This window comes from Bacillus crepusculi (assembly GCF_014764715.1).
Lineage (GTDB): Bacteria > Bacillota > Bacilli > Bacillales > Bacillaceae > Bacillus.
The window spans coordinates 43907-62018 of record NZ_JACXXE010000004.1 but is presented as its reverse complement, the minus strand read 5'-3'; the positions used below and the strand labels follow the sequence as shown (position 1 = coordinate 62018).

The window sequence follows — 18112 nt, the reverse complement described above, 5'->3', positions numbered from 1 at the left end:
AATTGAAATCGGTCAAATGGATGTTTTTTATATTAGCGATATCCCTTGCCATTCAACCTTTTTTCATGGCAGGTCAAGCAATGGCGCAATCAAATCAAGTACAGGTAAAAGATGATTGGATTCGCTCTTCTAAAGGAAGTCAAGCAGAAACACAGCATCTATCAGAAGATGTGGTGACCTTGTATGGACAAGAAGACCGCACTGAATTTTCCTATCAAATAGAAGAAGGAAAGATAGAGTCTAGTACTCTTACATTAAATATAGAGGCTTCACCATTACTCATTTCGCCATCCTCATTCACTGTCATGATCGATGGGGAGATTGAAAAGAGCATCCCCGTATCCGGGAAAAACCAAAAGAAATCAATTCAAATCAAATTGAACAAAGCACAATTAAAAAAAGGATCTCATCAAATTCAGCTCGCATTTTACGGTGTCTTAAAAGAAGGTTTGTGCATCAACCAAGAGACACCTGCCAATTGGCTGAAGGTATATCCTGACAGTGAGCTGGCATTCAAAGGAATTCAAACGAAAGACCTTACATTAGATAGCTTTCCATCGCCTTTCGTTCAATCAGGTGATGAGAGAGGACAAACAGATATTGTGCTTCCAAATACACCGGATGCAGCTGAATTAGAAGCGGCAATTAAAGTATACCGTACGCTGAAAAACAAAGACCGCCTAGCTGACCTCAAACTCATTCAAGAAAAGGATATCAAGCAAATTGCGCATCCAACCATTGCTGTAGGAGCTAAAACAAGCTGGAATGGACGAATGAAATCGATTGAGCAAGCTGCCGGGATTCAAACAGAAAGCAATCATCTTACGTTAGCGGTTAGAACCCTGACAGCAAAGAAAAAGGAACAGCCTGTCTTATTTGTCACTGCTGAAAAGCCAAGCACAATTGCTGAAAAAATCAATGTCCTCACTCAACCTGATCTGACAGGACAACTCACCGGCACGGACTTAATGCTTCAAAAGGTCGCAGCTAAAACCTCTAAACCATCTCATCATATTCGTCTAAAAGATTTTGGAGGAGATGATATCACAGTTGGGACCAAAAAGACGACATCCGATCACTACTATTATCCGAAAGCGCTGATCGCTAATCAAAAATCAGGTGCGAAGCTAAATCTGTCATTTAAAAAATCTGATGCAGCGAACAAAGCAGAACGATTAAGTGTCATGATCAATCATGAACCACACGACGTACCATTAACAAAACTAGGAAACAAAGATGAGAATGGATTCTATCATGTGTCTATTCCAGTAGATTCACAGGTACTCCAAAAGAACGAATATATTGATTTGCAATTTGTTACAACTGGTTTTAAAAACATGGAAGCCTGCCGGCATACGGATGAAGAAGGCTGGATTTTCATTGATAAGAACAGCTCCCTTCAAATTCCAGAAGGAACAACAAGTGATACGCCGGATTTAGCCTCATGGCCGCTTCCTTTCACTTCAAAAGGGCAGCAAGGAAAAACATTGATCATCATACCAGATCAAATCAATCAAGAAACGATCAATCAATTGGCAATGCTAACAGAGTCATTTAGTCAGCCGGAAGCTGCTCAATATCATTTGATCAAATCATCAAATGTGGCAGATGAACAATTGGAAAATCACTCTCTCATTTTCATCGGGGGCATTCAAACGTTTTCTCTTTTAAAGGAAAAAGCAAATGATCTCATTGTTCCGACGAAAAAGGGTCAATATGATGTATCCTCTTTTGGCATGATCAATGAAACAACTGCTCGTATTGTATGGACGCAGCCATCTGTGTGGAATAAAGCACAAACAATGACCGTCTTTTCAGGAATGAATGCTGCTGAAGCTGATGTTTCAAATGAAGTGATTCATTTCCTCCAAACAAATACGGAGATCGCGACCGTTGCAATAGAGAGCAAAAACAATGACATGTTCACTAATCATCAAACGATCAGCAGCACATCAAGCGATGTCAAAAAAGGTGAAAAGCAAGGTGGCAACGAGTCTTGGATCTACTTTGCATGTATGGCTGCGCTCATCATTTTTGTGCTCGTGATGATTATCTATTTCGTACGAAAAAACCGCAAAAAGACTGATTCTTAAACGATCAAAAGACCTTGAAAAAATCTCTTTACTTTGGTGTCAAACGGGAGTATGATCTCTTTTATAAAAGACCAATCGCTGAATCATTTCGATGAGCGGGGGAACCAATTGTGGTATAAAACACCACGTGGGGTGAATCCTTTTTAGGTAGGGCAAATTCTCATGCGCCCGAATCCGTCAGCTAACCTCGTAAGCGTTAAAGAGAGCAAAGACCAACCTGTGATCTAAACAATAGGCACAGGGGCATTCTATTGCCTCTGTGTCTTTTTGGCGATCCATCTTTTGTAACTTAAATCGTTTGACACTAAAGGAGCGGGCATCACATGTACAGTTTGATGAAGCGTATTTTAATTGGTAAACCATTAAAATCACAAGCAGCAGGAGAACAAAAACTATCAAAAATTAAAGCTTTGGCATTATTGTCATCAGACGCATTATCATCAGTTGCGTACGGTACAGAACAAATCTTGATTGTTCTATCAGTCGTCAGTGCAGCAGCATTTTGGTACTCACTCCCGATTGCAGGTTGTGTATTAATTCTTTTAATGGCGCTAATTCTATCTTACCGCCAGATTATTTATGCTTATCCAGAAGGCGGCGGGGCATATGTCGTCTCTAGCAGGAACTTAGGTGAAAAACCAGGGCTAATCGCTGGAGGATCATTGCTCGTAGATTATATTTTGACTGTAGCAGTGAGCATTTCAGCGGGTACCGATGCCATCACATCAGCATTTCCAGCACTATATCCGTATCACGTTTTCATTTCAATTGTATTGGTCATCGTGATCATGGTGCTCAACCTTCGTGGGTTGACAGAATCAGCATCTATCCTGGCTTATCCTGTATACTTGTTTGTATTTTCGCTTCTCATTTTAATTGGAGTCGGCGGATTTAAACTATTAACAGGGCAAGTGCCGCCAGCACCTGAGCACACGGCAATAGGCACACATGTACCTGGTATTACATTATTTCTTTTATTAAAAGCATTTTCGTCTGGCTGTTCTGCTCTGACTGGAGTAGAAGCCATTTCAAATACGATTCCATCCTTTAAAAAACCAGCGGCGCAAAATGCAGCAAGAACATTACTAATGATGGGTGGATTACTGGCCGTTCTCTTTGTAGGTGTGACATTGCTGGCGTTTGGGTTTGGCATCTCACCAAAGCCAGAAGAAACGGTTGTATCACAAATTGCATCAGACACCTTTGGACGTACATTTTTCTATTATGTCATTCAGGCTGTTACGGCTTTAATTTTGATTTTAGCGGCAAATACCGGTTTTTCAGCCTTTCCGTTATTGGCTGTCAACTTAGCAAAGGATAAATATATGCCGCGCATGTTTACTGTACGAGGAGATCGACTTGGTTACTCCAATGGTATTATCTTTTTAGGCGTAGCCTCCATGCTCCTCATTTGGCTTTTTGATGGAAAAACGGAACATCTGATTCCGCTATATGCTGTCGGTGTATTTATTCCATTTACCTTGTCTCAGACCGGCATGTGTGTGAAGTGGATTCGTGAAAAACCGCAGGGCTGGAAAACGAAAATGCCAATCAATATAGTCGGAGCACTGATTTCTTTCACGGTTCTTATGATTCTCATTTTGACCAAGTTCCATCTTGTGTGGCCATTATTTGTTTTCATGCCAATCGTTCTATTTATTTTTTATTCGATCAAAAAGCATTATCTATCTGTTGGAGAGCAACTGCGTTTATTGAATGAAACGGAGCCAGTTGAGATCAAAGGAAATGTGATCATCGTGCCTATAGCAGGTGTAACACGTGTCGTCGAACAATCTGTTCAATATGCAAAATCCTTATCAGATCAAGTTATAGCGGTTCACGTCTCCTTTGATAAAGAGAAAGACAAGCGGATTGAAGCCGATTGGGAAAAGCTGAATAGTGATGTGCGTCTTGTGATTTTACATTCATCTTATCGAAGTCTCATTCACCCTCTTGATAAATTTCTTGAAACGATTGAGGCGAAGGCAAATGCACACCAATACAAAGTGATGGTGCTTGTGCCTCAATTTATACCGAAAAAAAGATGGCACACCATTTTGCATAATCAATCTGCTTTTTTATTGAGATTCCGTCTATTATGGAAGCGGGATATTGTGGTCGCCACCCTTCCATATCATTTTAAAAAGTAACAGCAAGTTGAAACGTTTGATCAAAAGGGTGCGGTGGTATGGAGTAAGAAAAAAGGAGTTTTCTCACATGCCGCAAAGAACCGCAGGAAAAGAAGTCACAGCGCTACTGGAAGAGTGGGGCGTGAAGCATATTTATGGAATGCCCGGCGACAGTATAAACGAATTGATTGAGGAACTAAGGCATGAATCAAGCCAAATACAATTCATACAAACGAGACATGAAGAAGTGGCAGCACTGTCAGCAGCAGCTGATGCCAAATTAACAGGTAAACTCGGTGTTTGTTTATCAATTGCTGGACCAGGTGCTGTCCACTTATTAAATGGACTATACGATGCAAAAGCAGATGGTGCACCCGTTTTAGCGATTGCAGGGCAGGTTGCTTCGACCGAAGTAGGCAGAGACGCATTTCAAGAAATCAAATTAGAGCGGATGTTTGACGACGTAGCTGTCTTCAATCAGCAGGTACAATCAGCCGAGGCTCTGCCAGACTTATTAAATCAAGCCATCAAAGCAGCTTATACTCATAAAGGCGTGGCAGTTCTCACCGTATCAGATGACTTATTTGCTCAAAAAATTAAGCGTAAACCCGTTTATACATCTCCTCTTTATGTTGAGGGAGAAGTACGGCCGAAGAAAGATCAACTGCTAAAGGCAGCTCAGCTTATTAACAATGCGAAGAAGCCAGTCATCTTAGCAGGTAAAGGATTAAGAAATGCGAAAGAAGAGCTTCTTTCATTTGCAGAAAAGGCTGCTGCACCTATCGTCATCACACTTCCTGCAAAAGGAGTTGTTCCAGACAGGCATCCGTACTTCTTAGGGAACCTAGGTCAAATTGGAACGAAGCCGGCATATGAAGCGATGGAAGAATGTGATCTCTTAATCATGCTTGGAACCTCCTTCCCGTATAGGGACTACTTACCGGAGGATACACCTGCTATTCAATTAGACATAAAGCCAGATCAAATCGGCAAAAGGTATCCGGTAGAAGTAGGCATAGTAAGTGACAGCAAAAGTGGTTTGCATGAACTGACCTCCTATATTGAATATAAAGAACAGCGTGGTTTTCTTGAAGCTTGTACAGAGCATATGATGAAATGGCGAGAAGAAATGGATAAGGAAAAATCCGTTGCTACATCACCTCTTAAACCACAGCAAGTCATCGCTAGATTAGAAGAAGCAGTTGAAGACGATGCCATTCTTTCAGTTGATGTCGGCAATGTGACAGTATGGATGGCACGTCATTTCGAAATGAAACAGCAGGATTTCATTATTTCCAGCTGGCTTGCAACAATGGGCTGTGGCTTACCTGGGGCGATATCGGCTAAATTAAACGAACCGAACCGCCAAGCCATTGCTGTCTGTGGTGACGGTGGCTTCACAATGGTCATGCAAGACTTCGTGACAGCTGTAAAATATAAGCTACCGATCGTTGTCGTGATCTTAAACAACAACAACCTTGGGATGATTGAATATGAACAGCAGGTAAAGGGAAACATCAATTACGGTATAGAGCTAGAAGATATTGACTTTGCAAAATTTGCAGAAGCATGCGGCGGTAAAGGAATCTCAGTATCGACTCATGAAGAACTAGCACCTGCCTTCGGTGCGGCACTTCAATCAGATAAACCAGTCATTATTGATGTCGCTGTGACCAATGAACCGCCATTACCTGGGAAAATTACGTACACACAAGCCGCAGGCTTTAGTAAGTACTTATTGAAAAAATTCTTTGAAAAAGGTGAGCTGGATATCCCGCCACTCAAAAAAAGTCTAAAACGCTTTTTCTAAACAAAATGTAGTCGGTCCTCTGAAAAGGGGGCTGACTTTTTTTTGTGATGAAAAGGTAAAATCATTTCAATTGTCACTTGTTTTATTCTCTCTGAAAATATTTAGAAATTATTTTTGTAACTTAAAGCCTATTTTTCCAATTCATTGAGAAAGGTAAAATAGACTTTATGATCAATAATGGAGGGAGTGGCTTTTTCTGGGCAAGATACTTGATGCAAAAGCACTAACAAGTGCCATGGACACAAGGGCAAAACACTATCAGGAACTCCGCGAACAAATGGTAGATTTAAAAAAGGCATTACAAGGTGTTGCCAACCTCGGTGATGACTTCACTGGGAAAGGTGCCGATAACATTAAAAGCTTCTACAAAGAGCTGGCTGGAAATGTGGACATGTTTATTAGCTTCATTGATAAGCAAAAAGCCTTTCATGAAGGTGTTTCTGGTACACTTGATGACGTCAATTTTGGCGGCGATACCTTTGTAGAAGAACACTTTTTAGATAACGCAGTTCATATGGGCATCAAAAACGCCAAAAGCATTGTAAAGGATCAAAAAAAGACACTGAGAACCATTTTTCAAGACATAGATGACCTCATTTCACTAGAGGTATTTGATAGCCAAACCTTTGATGAAAAAATAGAAGATGCAGAAGATGAACGAAAAAAGACTATTAAAGATTTAAGAGAGCTTGATCAAAACCTAAAAGATGAATATGCTTTGTCAGAGACGGAACGGCAGGCTACAATGGCATTGTACGATGAAATGATGAATGCGACAAATGACGGAAAAGCAATTTCTCCAATGAATTTTGATAAGAAAGCGTATCAAAATAGTGATATCTACAAGGCAAAAAGCGATATTGAGAAGCAAACTTCTGAATATTTGAAAATCAAAAAAGATCAAGAAGAAGCCCGCAAGATCGCAAAGGAACAAGAAGCCCTCGCTAATCGTCCTTGGTATGAAAAAGCACTCGATTATGGCGGAAATATCGTGAATGAACTAACTGGCGTGAACGATGCAAAACGTGCCGCTACAGGCGTCGATCCAATTACAGGCGAAGAGCTCACCGCAGGACAGCGAGTCGCCGCAGGCGGGATGGCAGCAGCAGGCTACATCCCAATCGTTGGCTGGGCAGGGCGCATTTTTAAAGGCGGCAAAGCGGTCTATAAAACCACCCAAGCCACGTCAGCCGCAGTCAGGGCAGTCGACATTTACAAGACATCGCAAAAGTCCTTTGACGCCCTAAAAACATCACAAAAAGGCTTATATGGTCTCACCGCAACAAACGGCTTCAGCGAAGCGATTACGGGTCGAGACATGTTTGGAAATAAAGTCTCGAAAGAACAGCAGGAAGCGAGTCTAAATGCGGCGCTAGGGATGCTATTACCGTTTGGGGCGAAAGGGTTTCATGGGAAGATGGGGATTAAAGAGGCTGGAAACAGTCGCATTGATTATTTGAGAAATAAATATGGAAAGATCGGTTCGAAAGAATTAAATGAAAGAATTAATTTACGCGGTGAAACGATGAAAGAACTAAATGAATTAAAACATACTGGTATCAGTAAGAAGAAAATGGGACCTGCGTTTGCTGGAGTTTACGATAAACAGACTGGGAAATATTCTTATGCAATAAATGATTATGAAGGAAAGTTACCAGATTTCCACCCCTTAATAAATGCCAAATATGATAAAATGCCAAAAGAGGTTATAGATTCATATACATTTACAAAAGGTGCGGGGTCACATGCAGAAGTGATCGCCTTGAATAACGCCTTAAAGGCTAACCCAGGTGCTAGTTTGGATAATTTTATTTTGAATGTAGTTAGGACAGGTCAAAGTAGAGTGAAACCGGCTGGAATGATGTTTCCAAGGTGCCCTCATTGTGCTTATCTGACAGATGGATCTAAAATTATCACGGAGGTACCCAAAAATGTTAAATGATATATTGCAAAAAGATTTTATTTTAGAGAACGGTACTGAGTTTGAAGAATGCTTAGAATACGGAGGCCCTTACGAACTAGCAATAGTGGAATATACTGAGGATGGTAAAGAAGAACTCTTTACGGGATTAGCTTATGATAAATATGAAAACGGTAATATCGAGAGTTACTTCTATGTAGAACAAGGAGTCAAACAAGGAAAGTGTGTTGAATTCTACTCAAACGGCAATGTTAAGAAAATAGGTCATATGAGTAAAAATGCTGTAGACGGATATCAAGTTGAGTTTTTTGAGAATGGAAATAAAAAGTATGAATCTGAATGTGTTGCTGGTCGAGAGATGACTTATATAAAGTACGATGAACATGGAAATGTTGTAGAGAAAAAAGCAGAACCTAATGAATCCGATTTAAAATATGCCGAAAAATTTAACAGCTAATAATGTGGTTTGTATGAATAATGATAGAATGAATGATTTATTAGAAGAATTTAAAAGTGAACAAAAAGCTCTCTTGCCTAAAGTCCAATTGAAAAATAATTTTCAAAAAGAGAACATACGGTTTATCGCAGGTGTAGATTTAGCTTATTTTGATATGGAAGGAAAAACGAAGGGTGTTTGTTGTATCATCGTCTTTGATTTGATAGAAAAACAAGTTATAGAAAAAGTGCATAGCCATGGAGAAATAAGGGTTCCGTATATAGCAGGTTTTCTTGCTTTTCGTGAAATGCCATTAATTAAAGAGGCAGTAAAAAAGCTGACGAAACAAGTCGATATATATATGTTTGATGGAAATGGCTACTTACATGGTAGACACATGGGAATTGCTACACAGGCATCTTTCTTTTTAGGGAAACCTACCATTGGAGTTGCGAAAAGTTATTTGAAAATCAATGGTATAGATTTTACCATGCCTCAAAATAAAGAAAATGCATATACAGATATTATTATAAATAACGAAATATATGGTCGAGTCCTTAGAACCAGAGTGAATGTTAAGCCTATTTTTATTTCATGTGGTAACTGGATTGATTTAGATACAACTACAGAAATTGTTATAAAACTTATTGATAAAAATAGTCGATTGCCAATCCCGGTAAGATTTGCAGATATCGAGACGCATGCTATTCGAAAAAAATTATTATCAAAAAAAGGAGAATAAACCATGCTATGGATTTTCACACAAAACCAGCAAAGCCTGGTCTACGTCAATGAAGTCACTGTACAGGGTAAAAAAATTGAAGGGATCATGGGAAATGATTCTTGGACAAAAACTCTTGGCAAGTATGACTCAAGTGATCGAGCAGCAGAGGTCCTTCAAGACATTGTGAAGACAGTTGAAGAAAATCAAGGTGCATCTATTACATACCGAATGCCAAATCAATAAAAAGACACCACCTTTTCATCGGGAAAAGGTGGTTTTTGTTTATGCTTGTGGTTTTGTAAAGGCTAAGAATAAAGGAATGCCTGTGCCGACAAGGGTTGTGGCAAATAGGAACATGCCGCAAATGAATAGAAAATGACTGGCTGAAAAGACAAGTGCCAGTATCAGAAAAACGATGCTGAGTCCTGCCATGCTATAGGATGGGACAAAGCGGCGTTTGTATGTGGCCTTCTTTGTTAAAAATGAGAAGAAAATGCCAAATAATAAAGGGACAATCCATAAGTAAAATAAAATAATAAGAGACATACATCATACCTCGATTTTTCCTTTTATTTTATCAGATGCTGGTTGCAACGGATACTACAAAGCTTCACTTTGTAAAATAAGTCATGCAATCGACACAATTAAGTGGACTGATTCATGGAATGTGTTTTTTGTTTCATATATTCAGGCTGCAAAAGGGCGTATACACAATGATCCGTAAAGCGGTCTCCCAGCCATTCACATTGCCTCAAAATGCCCTCAAGAGAAAAGGATAATCGCTCTGCGATGCGTCTGCTCTTCTGGTTATCGACAGCAGCCCTGATTTCAATGCGGTGCAGTCCACATTCTTCAAATAAATAACGAATGACTGCTTTGCACGCTCTTGTCATGATACCTTTTCCTTGATAGCCTTCACCGAGCCAATAGCCAATTGAAACAGTCCTGTCGATCCAATGAATTTGGTGGGTGCCGATGATACCGACAAGCTCTCCATGTGACCAGATGCCCGCTTGAAAACCGTTGTTCTGCAAGGCTTGCTGCATGGCGCCTTGAATGAACGCCATGCTGTCTTCCTCTGTTTTCGTTGAATCCACCCAAAGCATCCATTCACGTAAATGCTTTCTTGACCGCTGGATGAGCAAATACAAACTTCTTGCGTCTCTTGGCTCAAGTAGTCGCATGGATATCTCTTGGTCCTGATAAAAAAACATGTGCCCACATCCTCTCAAGGGGAATTCTACCATAACCAATTGGAAAGAAAAAGACAGCATCGTCACTGTCTTTTACATAAACGTATTTACAATTAAAAAGAGATTGAGTGCTACAACAAGAGCTGCTATCACCCAAGATATTCCTGTCACCCAGCGGGCATTCGTCAATTCGCCCATAATTCGTTTTTTACTTGTAAATAAAATGAGCGGAATTAAAGCAAAGGCAATCCCAAAGGATAAGACCACCTGACTCATCACAAGCGCGGATGTTGGATTCACCCCAGATGCAATGATCACAATAGGGGGAATAATGGTAATCAACCGGCGTACATACAGCGGAATTCTGTATTGAATAAAGCCCTGCATAATGATATCGCCTGACAGTGTACCGACAGAAGAGCTGGAAAGCCCGGCAACAAGCAGGCCTACACCAAATAAGATGGCTGACACAGGACCTGCGAGTGTACCAAAATGCTGAAACGCAACATCCAGATCCTCAACAAAGAGACCATTTTTATAAAATAAAGCGGCTGCTACAATCAACATGCTGGCATTGATGGCACCAGCGACTAGCATCGCAATAAGGATGTCTAAAAATTCAAAGCGGAAAATTTGTTTTTTCTCTTTTTCCGTTCTGCCGACGACTCGTCTTTGGGTTAAAGCTGAATGTAAATAAATGGCGTGCGGCATCACAGTGGCACCTAAAATTCCAGCTGCAAGCAGCACACTATCTGTTCCATCAAACCTCGGAATGAAAAGTCCGCCTGCGACACTTGCGATATCTGGCTTCGCGACAAAGGTTTGCACAGCAAAAGCGATCACAACAACGAACAGCATCCCCGTGATACCGGCTTCTAAAGCTCGATATCCCCGTCTTTGTAGCTCTAATATCGCAAAGGATCCGATGGCTGCAATAATGGATGCTTCAAGCAGCGGAATCCGAAAGAGCAAGTATAAACCAAGTGCCGCCCCGATAAACTCGGCCAAATCTGTGGCAATAATTACGAGCTCGCCCTGAATCCATAAAGCGATGGAGACAGGCTTTGGGAACTCTTCACGTGCGATCTCGGGTAAATTTTTCCCCGTCGCGATTCCAAGCTTTGCGGACAAGGACTGGATAAGCAAAGCCATGAGATTCGATATGAGAATGACCCATAAGAGAAGATATCCATATTTAGAGCCAGCGGCAATGTTGGTGGCAAAATTCCCTGGATCAATATAAGCAATGGCTGCGATAAAAGCAGGGCCGAGAAAAGGAAGAAGCCTTCTAAACCCTTTGACCTTTCCTTCAAGTGCACGCTCAGCAGCCTCTGACATGTGTGCCTGTGCCTCGATGTATTTGTTTGTCATATGTCATCACCTAGATTCTACAAAGTTTTGCTTGGGCACAAAATGTTTCCTTGGTGCAATTTTTAATCATCATATGCCCATCTTCATGAAAAGTCAACTATCTGAACTAATAGGTTTGTTTATCATATGTAAGTGAAAAAAATAGATACCTTGTCAACGAGCAACATAAAAAACACCGCCTCTTAGACGGTGTTCCTACTGCTTCCTCTGTTATTCGTTTATTTAAGATACCCTTGATCCCACACTACGGAAAATCAGGCTTAAGATAATGACAAAGATCGCTGCTCCTAAGATCGCTGGAATGATCGCAAAGCCTGCAAGACTAGGACCCCACGTTCCAAGTAATCCATGACCAATCCAAGCGCCTGCAAGTCCGGCAATCATTGAACCGATCCATCCTCCTGGTACACTACCTCCAGCAAGTGCACTGCCGATAAGGCCAATGACAATCGCAACAACTAATGAAATCAGAAATCCTAACATGTTGATCACTCCTCTTTTTTGTTTGTATTAAACAATAACCGTTTTGAAAGAGTTTAAAACCTCTCGGAACCGCTTCGATGTTTGATACGTATGATCGACAAGGATTGTGTATAATAACAGACAAATACTTGAACGGCATCTAAGGAGGAAATGGCATGGAGGAAAGAGAATGGCTAAATGCCCAATTAAAGGAGATTGAAAAGTGGGAGAAGGAGCAGCAGAAGGTATGGTTTTGGGAGAAATTCAGCCGGCTTCCATTTCAAATGCTGGACAAGCTGACGCCAGCCTTTATTCAGAAAAAAATCGGTGTGCTGTTAGATGAAATGGGGCATTACATTCAATCAGGCGGCGCCTATTTGACATCAGAAAAAGGCATTATCCATCAATTTCAAAAGAAATGTGCCGACGAATCCATTCAGCGTATAGAAGATATTGAACAAGCCCCTATTGAAGTGATGGATGCCATTAGTGAAGACATGGGGAAAAACAGAACGAATCTCGCCACGGTGCAAGGTGCGACAACAGGTGTCGGCGGTATGTTTACACTAGCGGCAGATATTCCTGCGGTACTGGGCCTTTCCTTAAAAACATTACAGGATATCGCCGTTACTTATGGATATGATCCTAAAAATAAGGAAGAGCGGGTATTTATTATGAAATGCTTGCAGCTGAACTCTGCTGATGTTGTTGGGAAAAAGTCGATTCTAAAAGAGCTGAAGAGCTACCATGCATCCGAAGGAAAGCATGAAAACATGATCTCTCAAATCCAAGGCTGGCGTGAAGTGGTATATCATTATCGGGATTCGTTTGGCTGGAAGAAGCTGTTTCAGCTTGTTCCTATAGCAGGGATTCTGTTTGGCGCAGTCTCCAATCGCTCGCAGTTAAAGGGAATTGCCGAAACAGGCATGATGCAATACCGAAAGCGTAGAATTTTAACAAGATTAGAAGAGCTCACGCAGCAAGAACAGGGTGAGTCCGGAGCATAAAAGAAAATCCCTTTCTGAAAGGGATTTTTTTGTTCGATTTATTTATCTTCTTGAAAAGCTTGAATAGGAGAATACTCATAGCGTGCACGCAGCTCGCGGATTTGTTTGATTAGGGAGGAACCGATGGTTTTCTCGGCTTCATCGTACAAAGGATCAAGGGCCTTCACCCATTTTTGCCTTTCTGCTGGCGTCAATTCATGAATGGCAATCGGGGATTCTCGTTTAATGTTCTCCAGCTGATCCTTGTTCATCTGCTCTGCATGTTTTTCATTCCAAGCCGTCGTTTCTTCCATTGCTTCAAGTAAAATTCGCTTCGTCTCAGGTGTCTGGCGATCAAAGAAGGCTTGATCTGTTAAGACCACATAGCCTAAATACCCGTGATTACTGATCGTCATATAGTCTTGTATATGATAGAATTTTTTTGAATAAATATTTGAAATTGTATTTTCCTCACCGTCTACTTTTTTTGTTTCTAACAGCTGAAAGGTCGAATTAAACGATTCCTGATACGGCTTTGCACCAAGAAGTTTGAATTGCTTTTCAATCATGTCGCTTTGCATAATGCGGAGAGATTGATTTTTTAAATCACTAGGCTGCTTGATGGGTCCTTTATTAGAGGTGATTTGCTTAAAGCCATTTGTCCAGTAGGCCATTCCTTTTAGTCCGTCTTTTTGAAGTGTGCCGAACAATCTTTGTCCAATTGCACCGTGTAAGCCTTCTTGAACCGCATCATAATTAGAAAAGGCAAAGGGAAGATCGAGCGCCAGCCATTCAGGTGACAGCATACCGAGCTTTGACGTAGACGGAGCAATAAATTGTACTTGATTCTCTTTGAGTGCATTAATTTCTTCAATATCAGAATAAAGGCTCCCGTTTGAGAAAATTTGAATGCTGATCTTTCCATCAGATTTTTCATGCACGAGCTCAGCAAATTTCTTTGCGGCAAGTCCTTTTGGTGTATTCTCTGCCACGACATGACTAAATTTGAACACAAGCTGATCCTTCAGTCCTGTCTGTTCGTCATCGAATATCGTCGCTGATTTTGGCATCATATGATAAAAACCAAAGTATAAAGCGGTTACAAAACCGATAATAAGCAATAGCGTATAGGCAAATAAATTCTTCATACGTCCGATCCCCCTTACGTCAAGCATACTTGACCGAGGAAGAATTCGTAAAGATACAGGTGAAAAAAATGATGAGAAATCAATTGAAATTACAACAATTATCTATTAGATGGAAGCTCACTATCCTCACATATTTCGTTGTTATTTTCGCCCTTTTAATCGGAGGAATTGTCCTTGTCGGGGGAATCCAGCAAACGGAGGAAAGAGAGCTTCGAAAAAGGCTCATGAACACAGCGAGAACTGTGGCTGAAATGAATGAGGTGAAGCAGGCGTTAGCTGATCAAACAAAGGAACGTGACCGTTTACAGCATGCCATCGAAGAGATTCGAATTATTCAAGACGCTGACTACATTGTTGTCATGGATATGGATCATGTGAGATTAACGCATCCCGTGAAAACAAGAATTGGCCAGCGCTCAGAGGGAACAGATGAAGAGCCGGCTTTTGCAGAGCATATTTATTTCTCAGAAGCAGAGGGAGAGCTAGGGACAGCCATTCGGGCTTTTTATCCAGTGAAGGATGAAAAGTTTAACCAAACAGGGGTTGTCCTTGTAGGAAGAACGCTGCCAAGTATGGCAGATATATTAGGAGAAATGAAGCGTGATATCCTTATGATCCTGCTGTTGACGCTCAGCTTTGGACTTGTAGGTTCCTTTTTGCTCGCCCGTCATATTAAACAGCAAATGTTTAAGCTGGAGCCGCATGAGATTGTCAGAATGCTAGAGGAACGTACCGCAACCTTTCACTCTATTAATGAAGGGGTCATCGCCATCGATAATCAGCATATGATCACCATTTTTAATGAGAAGGCGAAGCAAATTTTTGGCGTAACAGGGGATGTCGTGGGCCAAAATATTTGGGATGTGCTACCTGACACAAGGCTTCCTGAAATCATTGATCGTGCAGAGCCTGTTTACAATGAAGAAATTCATATGAGCGGAAAGCGGATTATGAGCAGCCGAATTCCGATTGTGATGAAAAAGAAGATCATCGGAGCAGTCGCCATTTTTCAGGACCGGACGGAGGCGGCAAAATTGGCAGAGGAGCTAACTGGGGTCAAGAACTTCGTTGACGGTTTGCGGGTGCAAAACCATGAGCATATGAATAAGCTTCATACGATTGCGGGATTGATTCAGCTTGGCAAAGCCGATCAGGCGCTCGACCTTGCGTTTCAAACGACAGAAGAACAGGAACATGTGATGGACTTTCTTCATCGCGTGATTCAGCATGATGCCGTCGCAGGTTTATTAATGAGCAAAATCAGAAGGGGCAAGGAGCTTGGCATCAAAGTCGAAGTGGATGAACATAGCTGTCTGCGTGATTTCCCGGAGCGGCTAGATCAGCATGATATGACGAAGCTGCTTGGCAATCTCATCGAAAACGCCTTTGCCTCGTATGATACTGTAGAAAGAGAAACGAAAGTCATTTCAATTAGTATTGATCAAACGGAGGATGTCCTCGCGATTTTGATTGAAGACAACGGCTCAGGGATCGAAGAGGAGATGATTCCTTATATTTTTGATAAAGGCTTCACACACGGCAAAGAGGGCGGAACAGGCTATGGCCTGTATATTGTAAAAACGATTATCGACAAAGGGATGGGGAACGTAGAAGTCACATCAAGCATCGGCATTGGTACCACCTTCTCAATCGAATTCCCAATGACAATAGAGGAGAGAGACAGATGACTCAGATTAAGGTGCTATTAATTGAAGATGACCCGATGGTGCAAGAAGTGAATAAAGAGTTCATTATGAGTGTGCCTGGCTTTCAAGTAGCGGCTATAGCAGGAAATGGCGAACAGGGCATCCAGCTGATCAAAGAGATACGTCCAGACCTTGTAGTACTTGATGTGTATATGCCAAAGAAGGATGGCATCAAAACGCTGCAGGATATCAGAAAGCAAAAGATACAAGTGGATGTGATTGTGATTTCTGCAGCGAAGGACAAAGAAACAATTGGTATCATGCTCCAAAATGGTGCGCGGGATTATATCATCAAACCGTTCAAATTTGAACGAATGAAAGAATCACTAGAAAGCTATAAAGCGTATAAATCGAAAATTCGCACCGCAGCAGAATTTTCTCAGGAAATGCTGGATGATATCATACGAAAGCCTGCCATTAAGCAGGAAGAGACGTGGCTTCCTAAAGGGCTGAATGTGCACACGATGAACGAAATTAAGGCCTATATGAGCATACAGAAAGGCCCGCAGTCCGCAGAGGAAGTTGCCAATGCACTCGGGATTGCCCGTGTCACGGCACGCCGTTATTTAGACTTCCTTGTGAAAGAAGGCGAGCTGAAATTAGATATGCAATATGGCGGGGTAGGGCGACCTGTGAATAAATATATCGTACATTCTGACTAAGAGACCAAAAAGACCAAAATGTACGATATGTCCATAAGCTTCACAGTTTTTGATGAAATCGTTATCATTTATCTACAGATAACAGTTAAGCGTTTACATCAAAGGGTGAGGGAGTTGATTTTTTATGAAGAGGCTATTGAAGAACCTGACATTTCAGGTCATTGCAGCTGTCATTATCGGGATCATTGTTGGAATGGTTTGGCCAAACGTCGGGAAAGAAATGAAACCGCTTGGTGACACATTTATTAATGCAGTCAAAATGGTCATTGCACCAATTATTTTCTTAACCATCGTTCTTGGTATTGCCAAGATGGGGGATATGAAAAAGGTTGGAAAAGTTGGGGGAAAGGCATTTATCTATTTTGAAGTGGTCACGACGCTTGCGCTTGTCATTGGACTTTTTGTTGTGAATATTATGAAGCCGGGAGCAGGTCTTGACTATAGTAAGCTTGAAAAAGGGGATGTTTCGCAGTATACCCAAAACGGGGGACAGGGTATCGACTGGATGGAATTTGTGACACATATTGTGCCGTCCAACATGGTAGATGCCTTTGCAAAGGGAGATATTCTACAGGTCCTATTCTTCTCTATTTTATTCGGTGTTGCGCTCGCTGCACTTGGCGAGAAGGGAAAAGGCATCATCGAGTGGCTTGATAAGCTGTCATTAGTCTTTTTCAAAATCATTGGATATATCATGCGTGCAGCGCCGCTCGGTGCTTTTGGAGCAATGGCCTATACGATCGGACACTTTGGTTTGGCTTCAATTAAACCGCTGGCGAGTCTGATGCTCTCCGTTTATATGACGATGTTCCTGTTCATCTTCGTTGTGCTGAACACCATTTGTAAAATGTATGGCTTCAGTTTGTTCGGTTATTTGCGATTTATCAAGGATGAAATTTTAATTGTTCTTGGCACAAGTTCATCAGAATCTGTGCTGCCAAGAATGATGGATAAAATGGAACGCTACGGCTGTTCTAAGTCGGTGGTTGGGCTTGTTATTCCAACAGGTTACTCCTTTAACTTAGACGGAACTTCAATATACTTATCAATGGCCGTGGTCTTCCTCGCACAAGTTTTTGGGGTGGATCTGTCAATCGGTCAGCAGATCACCATTATCCTTGTCCTAATGCTCACATCAAAGGGAGCGGCTGGGGTTACAGGAAGTGGATTTATCGTGCTGGCATCTACACTTGCTGCACTTCAGGTCATTCCGCTTGAGGGGCTTGCACTTCTGCTTGGAGTCGACCGGTTCATGAGTGAAGGAAGAGCCATTACAAACCTGATTGGAAATGGCATTGCCACAATTGTTGTAGCAAAAAGTGAAGGTGAATTTGACGAAGCGAAGAGCAAAACAGCGCTTCAGGAAATGCGGAATATAAAGCAAGCCGTTTAGTATAAAAACAACCAAAAACCGAAACCTTATGTTCTACATGGGGTTCGGTTTTTTCTTGTGTGAAAAAGAAAAAACATG

Annotated in this window: 16 protein-coding genes and 1 riboswitch; of the genes, 11 read left to right on the top strand and 5 right to left on the bottom strand. The window is 41.4% G+C overall.

Annotation, left to right across the window (positions count from 1 at the left end):
• The first annotated feature begins 2 nt into the window (after window positions 1–2).
• The 7 genes from IEE86_RS09435 to IEE86_RS09400 all read left to right on the top strand — a co-directional run bounded on the left by IEE86_RS09435 (window position 3) and on the right by IEE86_RS09400 (window position 9356).
• Entirely contained in the window at window positions 3–2093 is a 2091-nt protein-coding gene (locus IEE86_RS09435) for a cellulose biosynthesis cyclic di-GMP-binding regulatory protein BcsB (protein WP_191096985.1), read from the top strand.
• A gap of 66 nt (window positions 2094–2159) precedes the next feature.
• Window positions 2160–2304: riboswitch (cyclic di-AMP (ydaO/yuaA leader) on the top strand.
• 112 nt (window positions 2305–2416) lie between these two features.
• Window positions 2417–4243 (top strand): APC family permease, encoded by a 1827-nt coding sequence (locus IEE86_RS09430; RefSeq protein ID WP_191096984.1) that lies wholly within the window; start codon window positions 2417–2419, stop codon window positions 4241–4243.
• Window positions 4244–4310: 67 nt separating this feature from the next.
• Window positions 4311–6032: a pyruvate oxidase gene (locus tag IEE86_RS09425; protein ID WP_191096983.1), complete on the top strand. Its 1722-nt coding sequence runs from the start codon at window positions 4311–4313 to the stop codon at window positions 6030–6032.
• Window positions 6033–6267: 235 nt separating this feature from the next.
• On the top strand, window positions 6268–7974 hold the full coding sequence (locus tag IEE86_RS09420) for a T7SS effector LXG polymorphic toxin (protein WP_411955691.1): 1707 nt from the start codon (window positions 6268–6270) through the stop codon (window positions 7972–7974).
• Window positions 7964–8410 carry a toxin-antitoxin system YwqK family antitoxin gene (locus IEE86_RS09410; protein WP_191096982.1) on the top strand — a complete coding sequence of 149 codons (447 nt, stop codon included), beginning with the start codon at window positions 7964–7966 and terminating at the stop codon, window positions 8408–8410. Before IEE86_RS09420 ends, IEE86_RS09410 begins: the two co-directional genes overlap by 11 nt.
• Before the next feature lie 13 nt (window positions 8411–8423).
• Window positions 8424–9131: an endonuclease V gene (locus IEE86_RS09405; RefSeq protein WP_191096981.1), complete on the top strand. Its 708-nt coding sequence runs from the start codon at window positions 8424–8426 to the stop codon at window positions 9129–9131.
• Window positions 9132–9134: 3 nt separating this feature from the next.
• A complete protein-coding gene (locus IEE86_RS09400; protein ID WP_191096980.1) occupies window positions 9135–9356 on the top strand; it encodes a hypothetical protein in 222 nt (73 codons plus the stop codon).
• A gap of 39 nt (window positions 9357–9395) precedes the next feature.
• Here IEE86_RS09400 and IEE86_RS09395 read toward each other — a convergent pair whose 3' ends face one another.
• From IEE86_RS09395 to IEE86_RS09380, 4 genes are all read right to left on the bottom strand, one after another.
• Window positions 9396–9659 (bottom strand): response regulator, encoded by a 264-nt coding sequence (locus IEE86_RS09395; protein ID WP_191096979.1) that lies wholly within the window; start codon window positions 9657–9659, stop codon window positions 9396–9398.
• A 98-nt stretch (window positions 9660–9757) separates the two neighbouring features.
• Window positions 9758–10327 carry a GNAT family N-acetyltransferase gene (locus IEE86_RS09390; RefSeq protein WP_191096978.1) on the bottom strand — a complete coding sequence of 190 codons (570 nt, stop codon included), beginning with the start codon at window positions 10325–10327 and terminating at the stop codon, window positions 9758–9760.
• A 72-nt stretch (window positions 10328–10399) separates the two neighbouring features.
• Entirely contained in the window at window positions 10400–11677 is a 1278-nt protein-coding gene (locus IEE86_RS09385; protein WP_191096977.1) for an Nramp family divalent metal transporter, read from the bottom strand.
• A gap of 222 nt (window positions 11678–11899) precedes the next feature.
• Window positions 11900–12160: a GlsB/YeaQ/YmgE family stress response membrane protein gene (locus IEE86_RS09380; protein ID WP_003214275.1), complete on the bottom strand. Its 261-nt coding sequence runs from the start codon at window positions 12158–12160 to the stop codon at window positions 11900–11902.
• Between the two features lie 155 nt (window positions 12161–12315).
• On the opposite strand from IEE86_RS09380, the gene IEE86_RS09375 reads away from it, so the two are divergent.
• On the top strand, window positions 12316–13146 hold the full coding sequence (locus IEE86_RS09375; RefSeq protein WP_191096976.1) for an EcsC family protein: 831 nt from the start codon (window positions 12316–12318) through the stop codon (window positions 13144–13146).
• A gap of 38 nt (window positions 13147–13184) precedes the next feature.
• Here IEE86_RS09375 and IEE86_RS09370 read toward each other — a convergent pair whose 3' ends face one another.
• Entirely contained in the window at window positions 13185–14273 is a 1089-nt protein-coding gene (locus IEE86_RS09370; protein ID WP_191096975.1) for a TRAP transporter substrate-binding protein, read from the bottom strand.
• Between the two features lie 68 nt (window positions 14274–14341).
• Here IEE86_RS09370 and IEE86_RS09365 point away from each other — a divergent pair, with 68 nt between their 5' ends.
• The 3 genes from IEE86_RS09365 to dctP all read left to right on the top strand — a co-directional run bounded on the left by IEE86_RS09365 (window position 14342) and on the right by dctP (window position 18034).
• Entirely contained in the window at window positions 14342–15961 is a 1620-nt protein-coding gene (locus tag IEE86_RS09365) for an ATP-binding protein (protein WP_411955690.1), read from the top strand.
• The gene (locus IEE86_RS09360; RefSeq protein ID WP_191096974.1) at window positions 15958–16641 is read left to right on the top strand and encodes a response regulator; all 684 of its coding nucleotides are present in this window, start codon (window positions 15958–15960) and stop codon (window positions 16639–16641) included. The genes IEE86_RS09365 and IEE86_RS09360 overlap by 4 nt, the downstream gene beginning before the upstream one ends.
• 124 nt (window positions 16642–16765) lie before the next feature.
• Window positions 16766–18034: a C4-dicarboxylate transporter DctP gene (dctP, locus tag IEE86_RS09355; protein WP_191096973.1), complete on the top strand. Its 1269-nt coding sequence runs from the start codon at window positions 16766–16768 to the stop codon at window positions 18032–18034.
• Window positions 18035–18112: the final 78 nt, after the last annotated feature.

Excerpts from the sequence above, each read along its gene's own strand:
- IEE86_RS09430 (WP_191096984.1), top strand. The coding sequence starts at position 2,417 with ATGTACAGTTTGATGAAGCGTATTTTAATTGGTAAACCATTAAAATCA.
- IEE86_RS09425 (WP_191096983.1), top strand. The coding sequence starts at position 4,311 with ATGCCGCAAAGAACCGCAGGAAAAGAAGTCACAGCGCTACTGGAAGAG.
- IEE86_RS09420 (WP_411955691.1), top strand. The coding sequence starts at position 6,268 with ATGGACACAAGGGCAAAACACTATCAGGAACTCCGCGAACAAATGGTA.
- IEE86_RS09410 (WP_191096982.1), top strand. The coding sequence starts at position 7,964 with ATGTTAAATGATATATTGCAAAAAGATTTTATTTTAGAGAACGGTACT.
- IEE86_RS09405 (WP_191096981.1), top strand. The coding sequence starts at position 8,424 with ATGAATAATGATAGAATGAATGATTTATTAGAAGAATTTAAAAGTGAA.
- IEE86_RS09400 (WP_191096980.1), top strand. The coding sequence starts at position 9,135 with ATGCTATGGATTTTCACACAAAACCAGCAAAGCCTGGTCTACGTCAAT.
- IEE86_RS09395 (WP_191096979.1), bottom strand. The coding sequence starts at position 9,659 with ATGTCTCTTATTATTTTATTTTACTTATGGATTGTCCCTTTATTATTT.
- IEE86_RS09390 (WP_191096978.1), bottom strand. The coding sequence starts at position 10,327 with ATGTTTTTTTATCAGGACCAAGAGATATCCATGCGACTACTTGAGCCA.
- IEE86_RS09385 (WP_191096977.1), bottom strand. The coding sequence starts at position 11,677 with ATGACAAACAAATACATCGAGGCACAGGCACACATGTCAGAGGCTGCT.
- IEE86_RS09380 (WP_003214275.1), bottom strand. The coding sequence starts at position 12,160 with ATGTTAGGATTTCTGATTTCATTAGTTGTTGCGATTGTCATTGGCCTT.
- IEE86_RS09375 (WP_191096976.1), top strand. The coding sequence starts at position 12,316 with ATGGAGGAAAGAGAATGGCTAAATGCCCAATTAAAGGAGATTGAAAAG.
- IEE86_RS09370 (WP_191096975.1), bottom strand. The coding sequence starts at position 14,273 with ATGAAGAATTTATTTGCCTATACGCTATTGCTTATTATCGGTTTTGTA.
- IEE86_RS09365 (WP_411955690.1), top strand. The coding sequence starts at position 14,342 with ATGATGAGAAATCAATTGAAATTACAACAATTATCTATTAGATGGAAG.
- IEE86_RS09360 (WP_191096974.1), top strand. The coding sequence starts at position 15,958 with ATGACTCAGATTAAGGTGCTATTAATTGAAGATGACCCGATGGTGCAA.
- dctP (WP_191096973.1), top strand. The coding sequence starts at position 16,766 with ATGAAGAGGCTATTGAAGAACCTGACATTTCAGGTCATTGCAGCTGTC.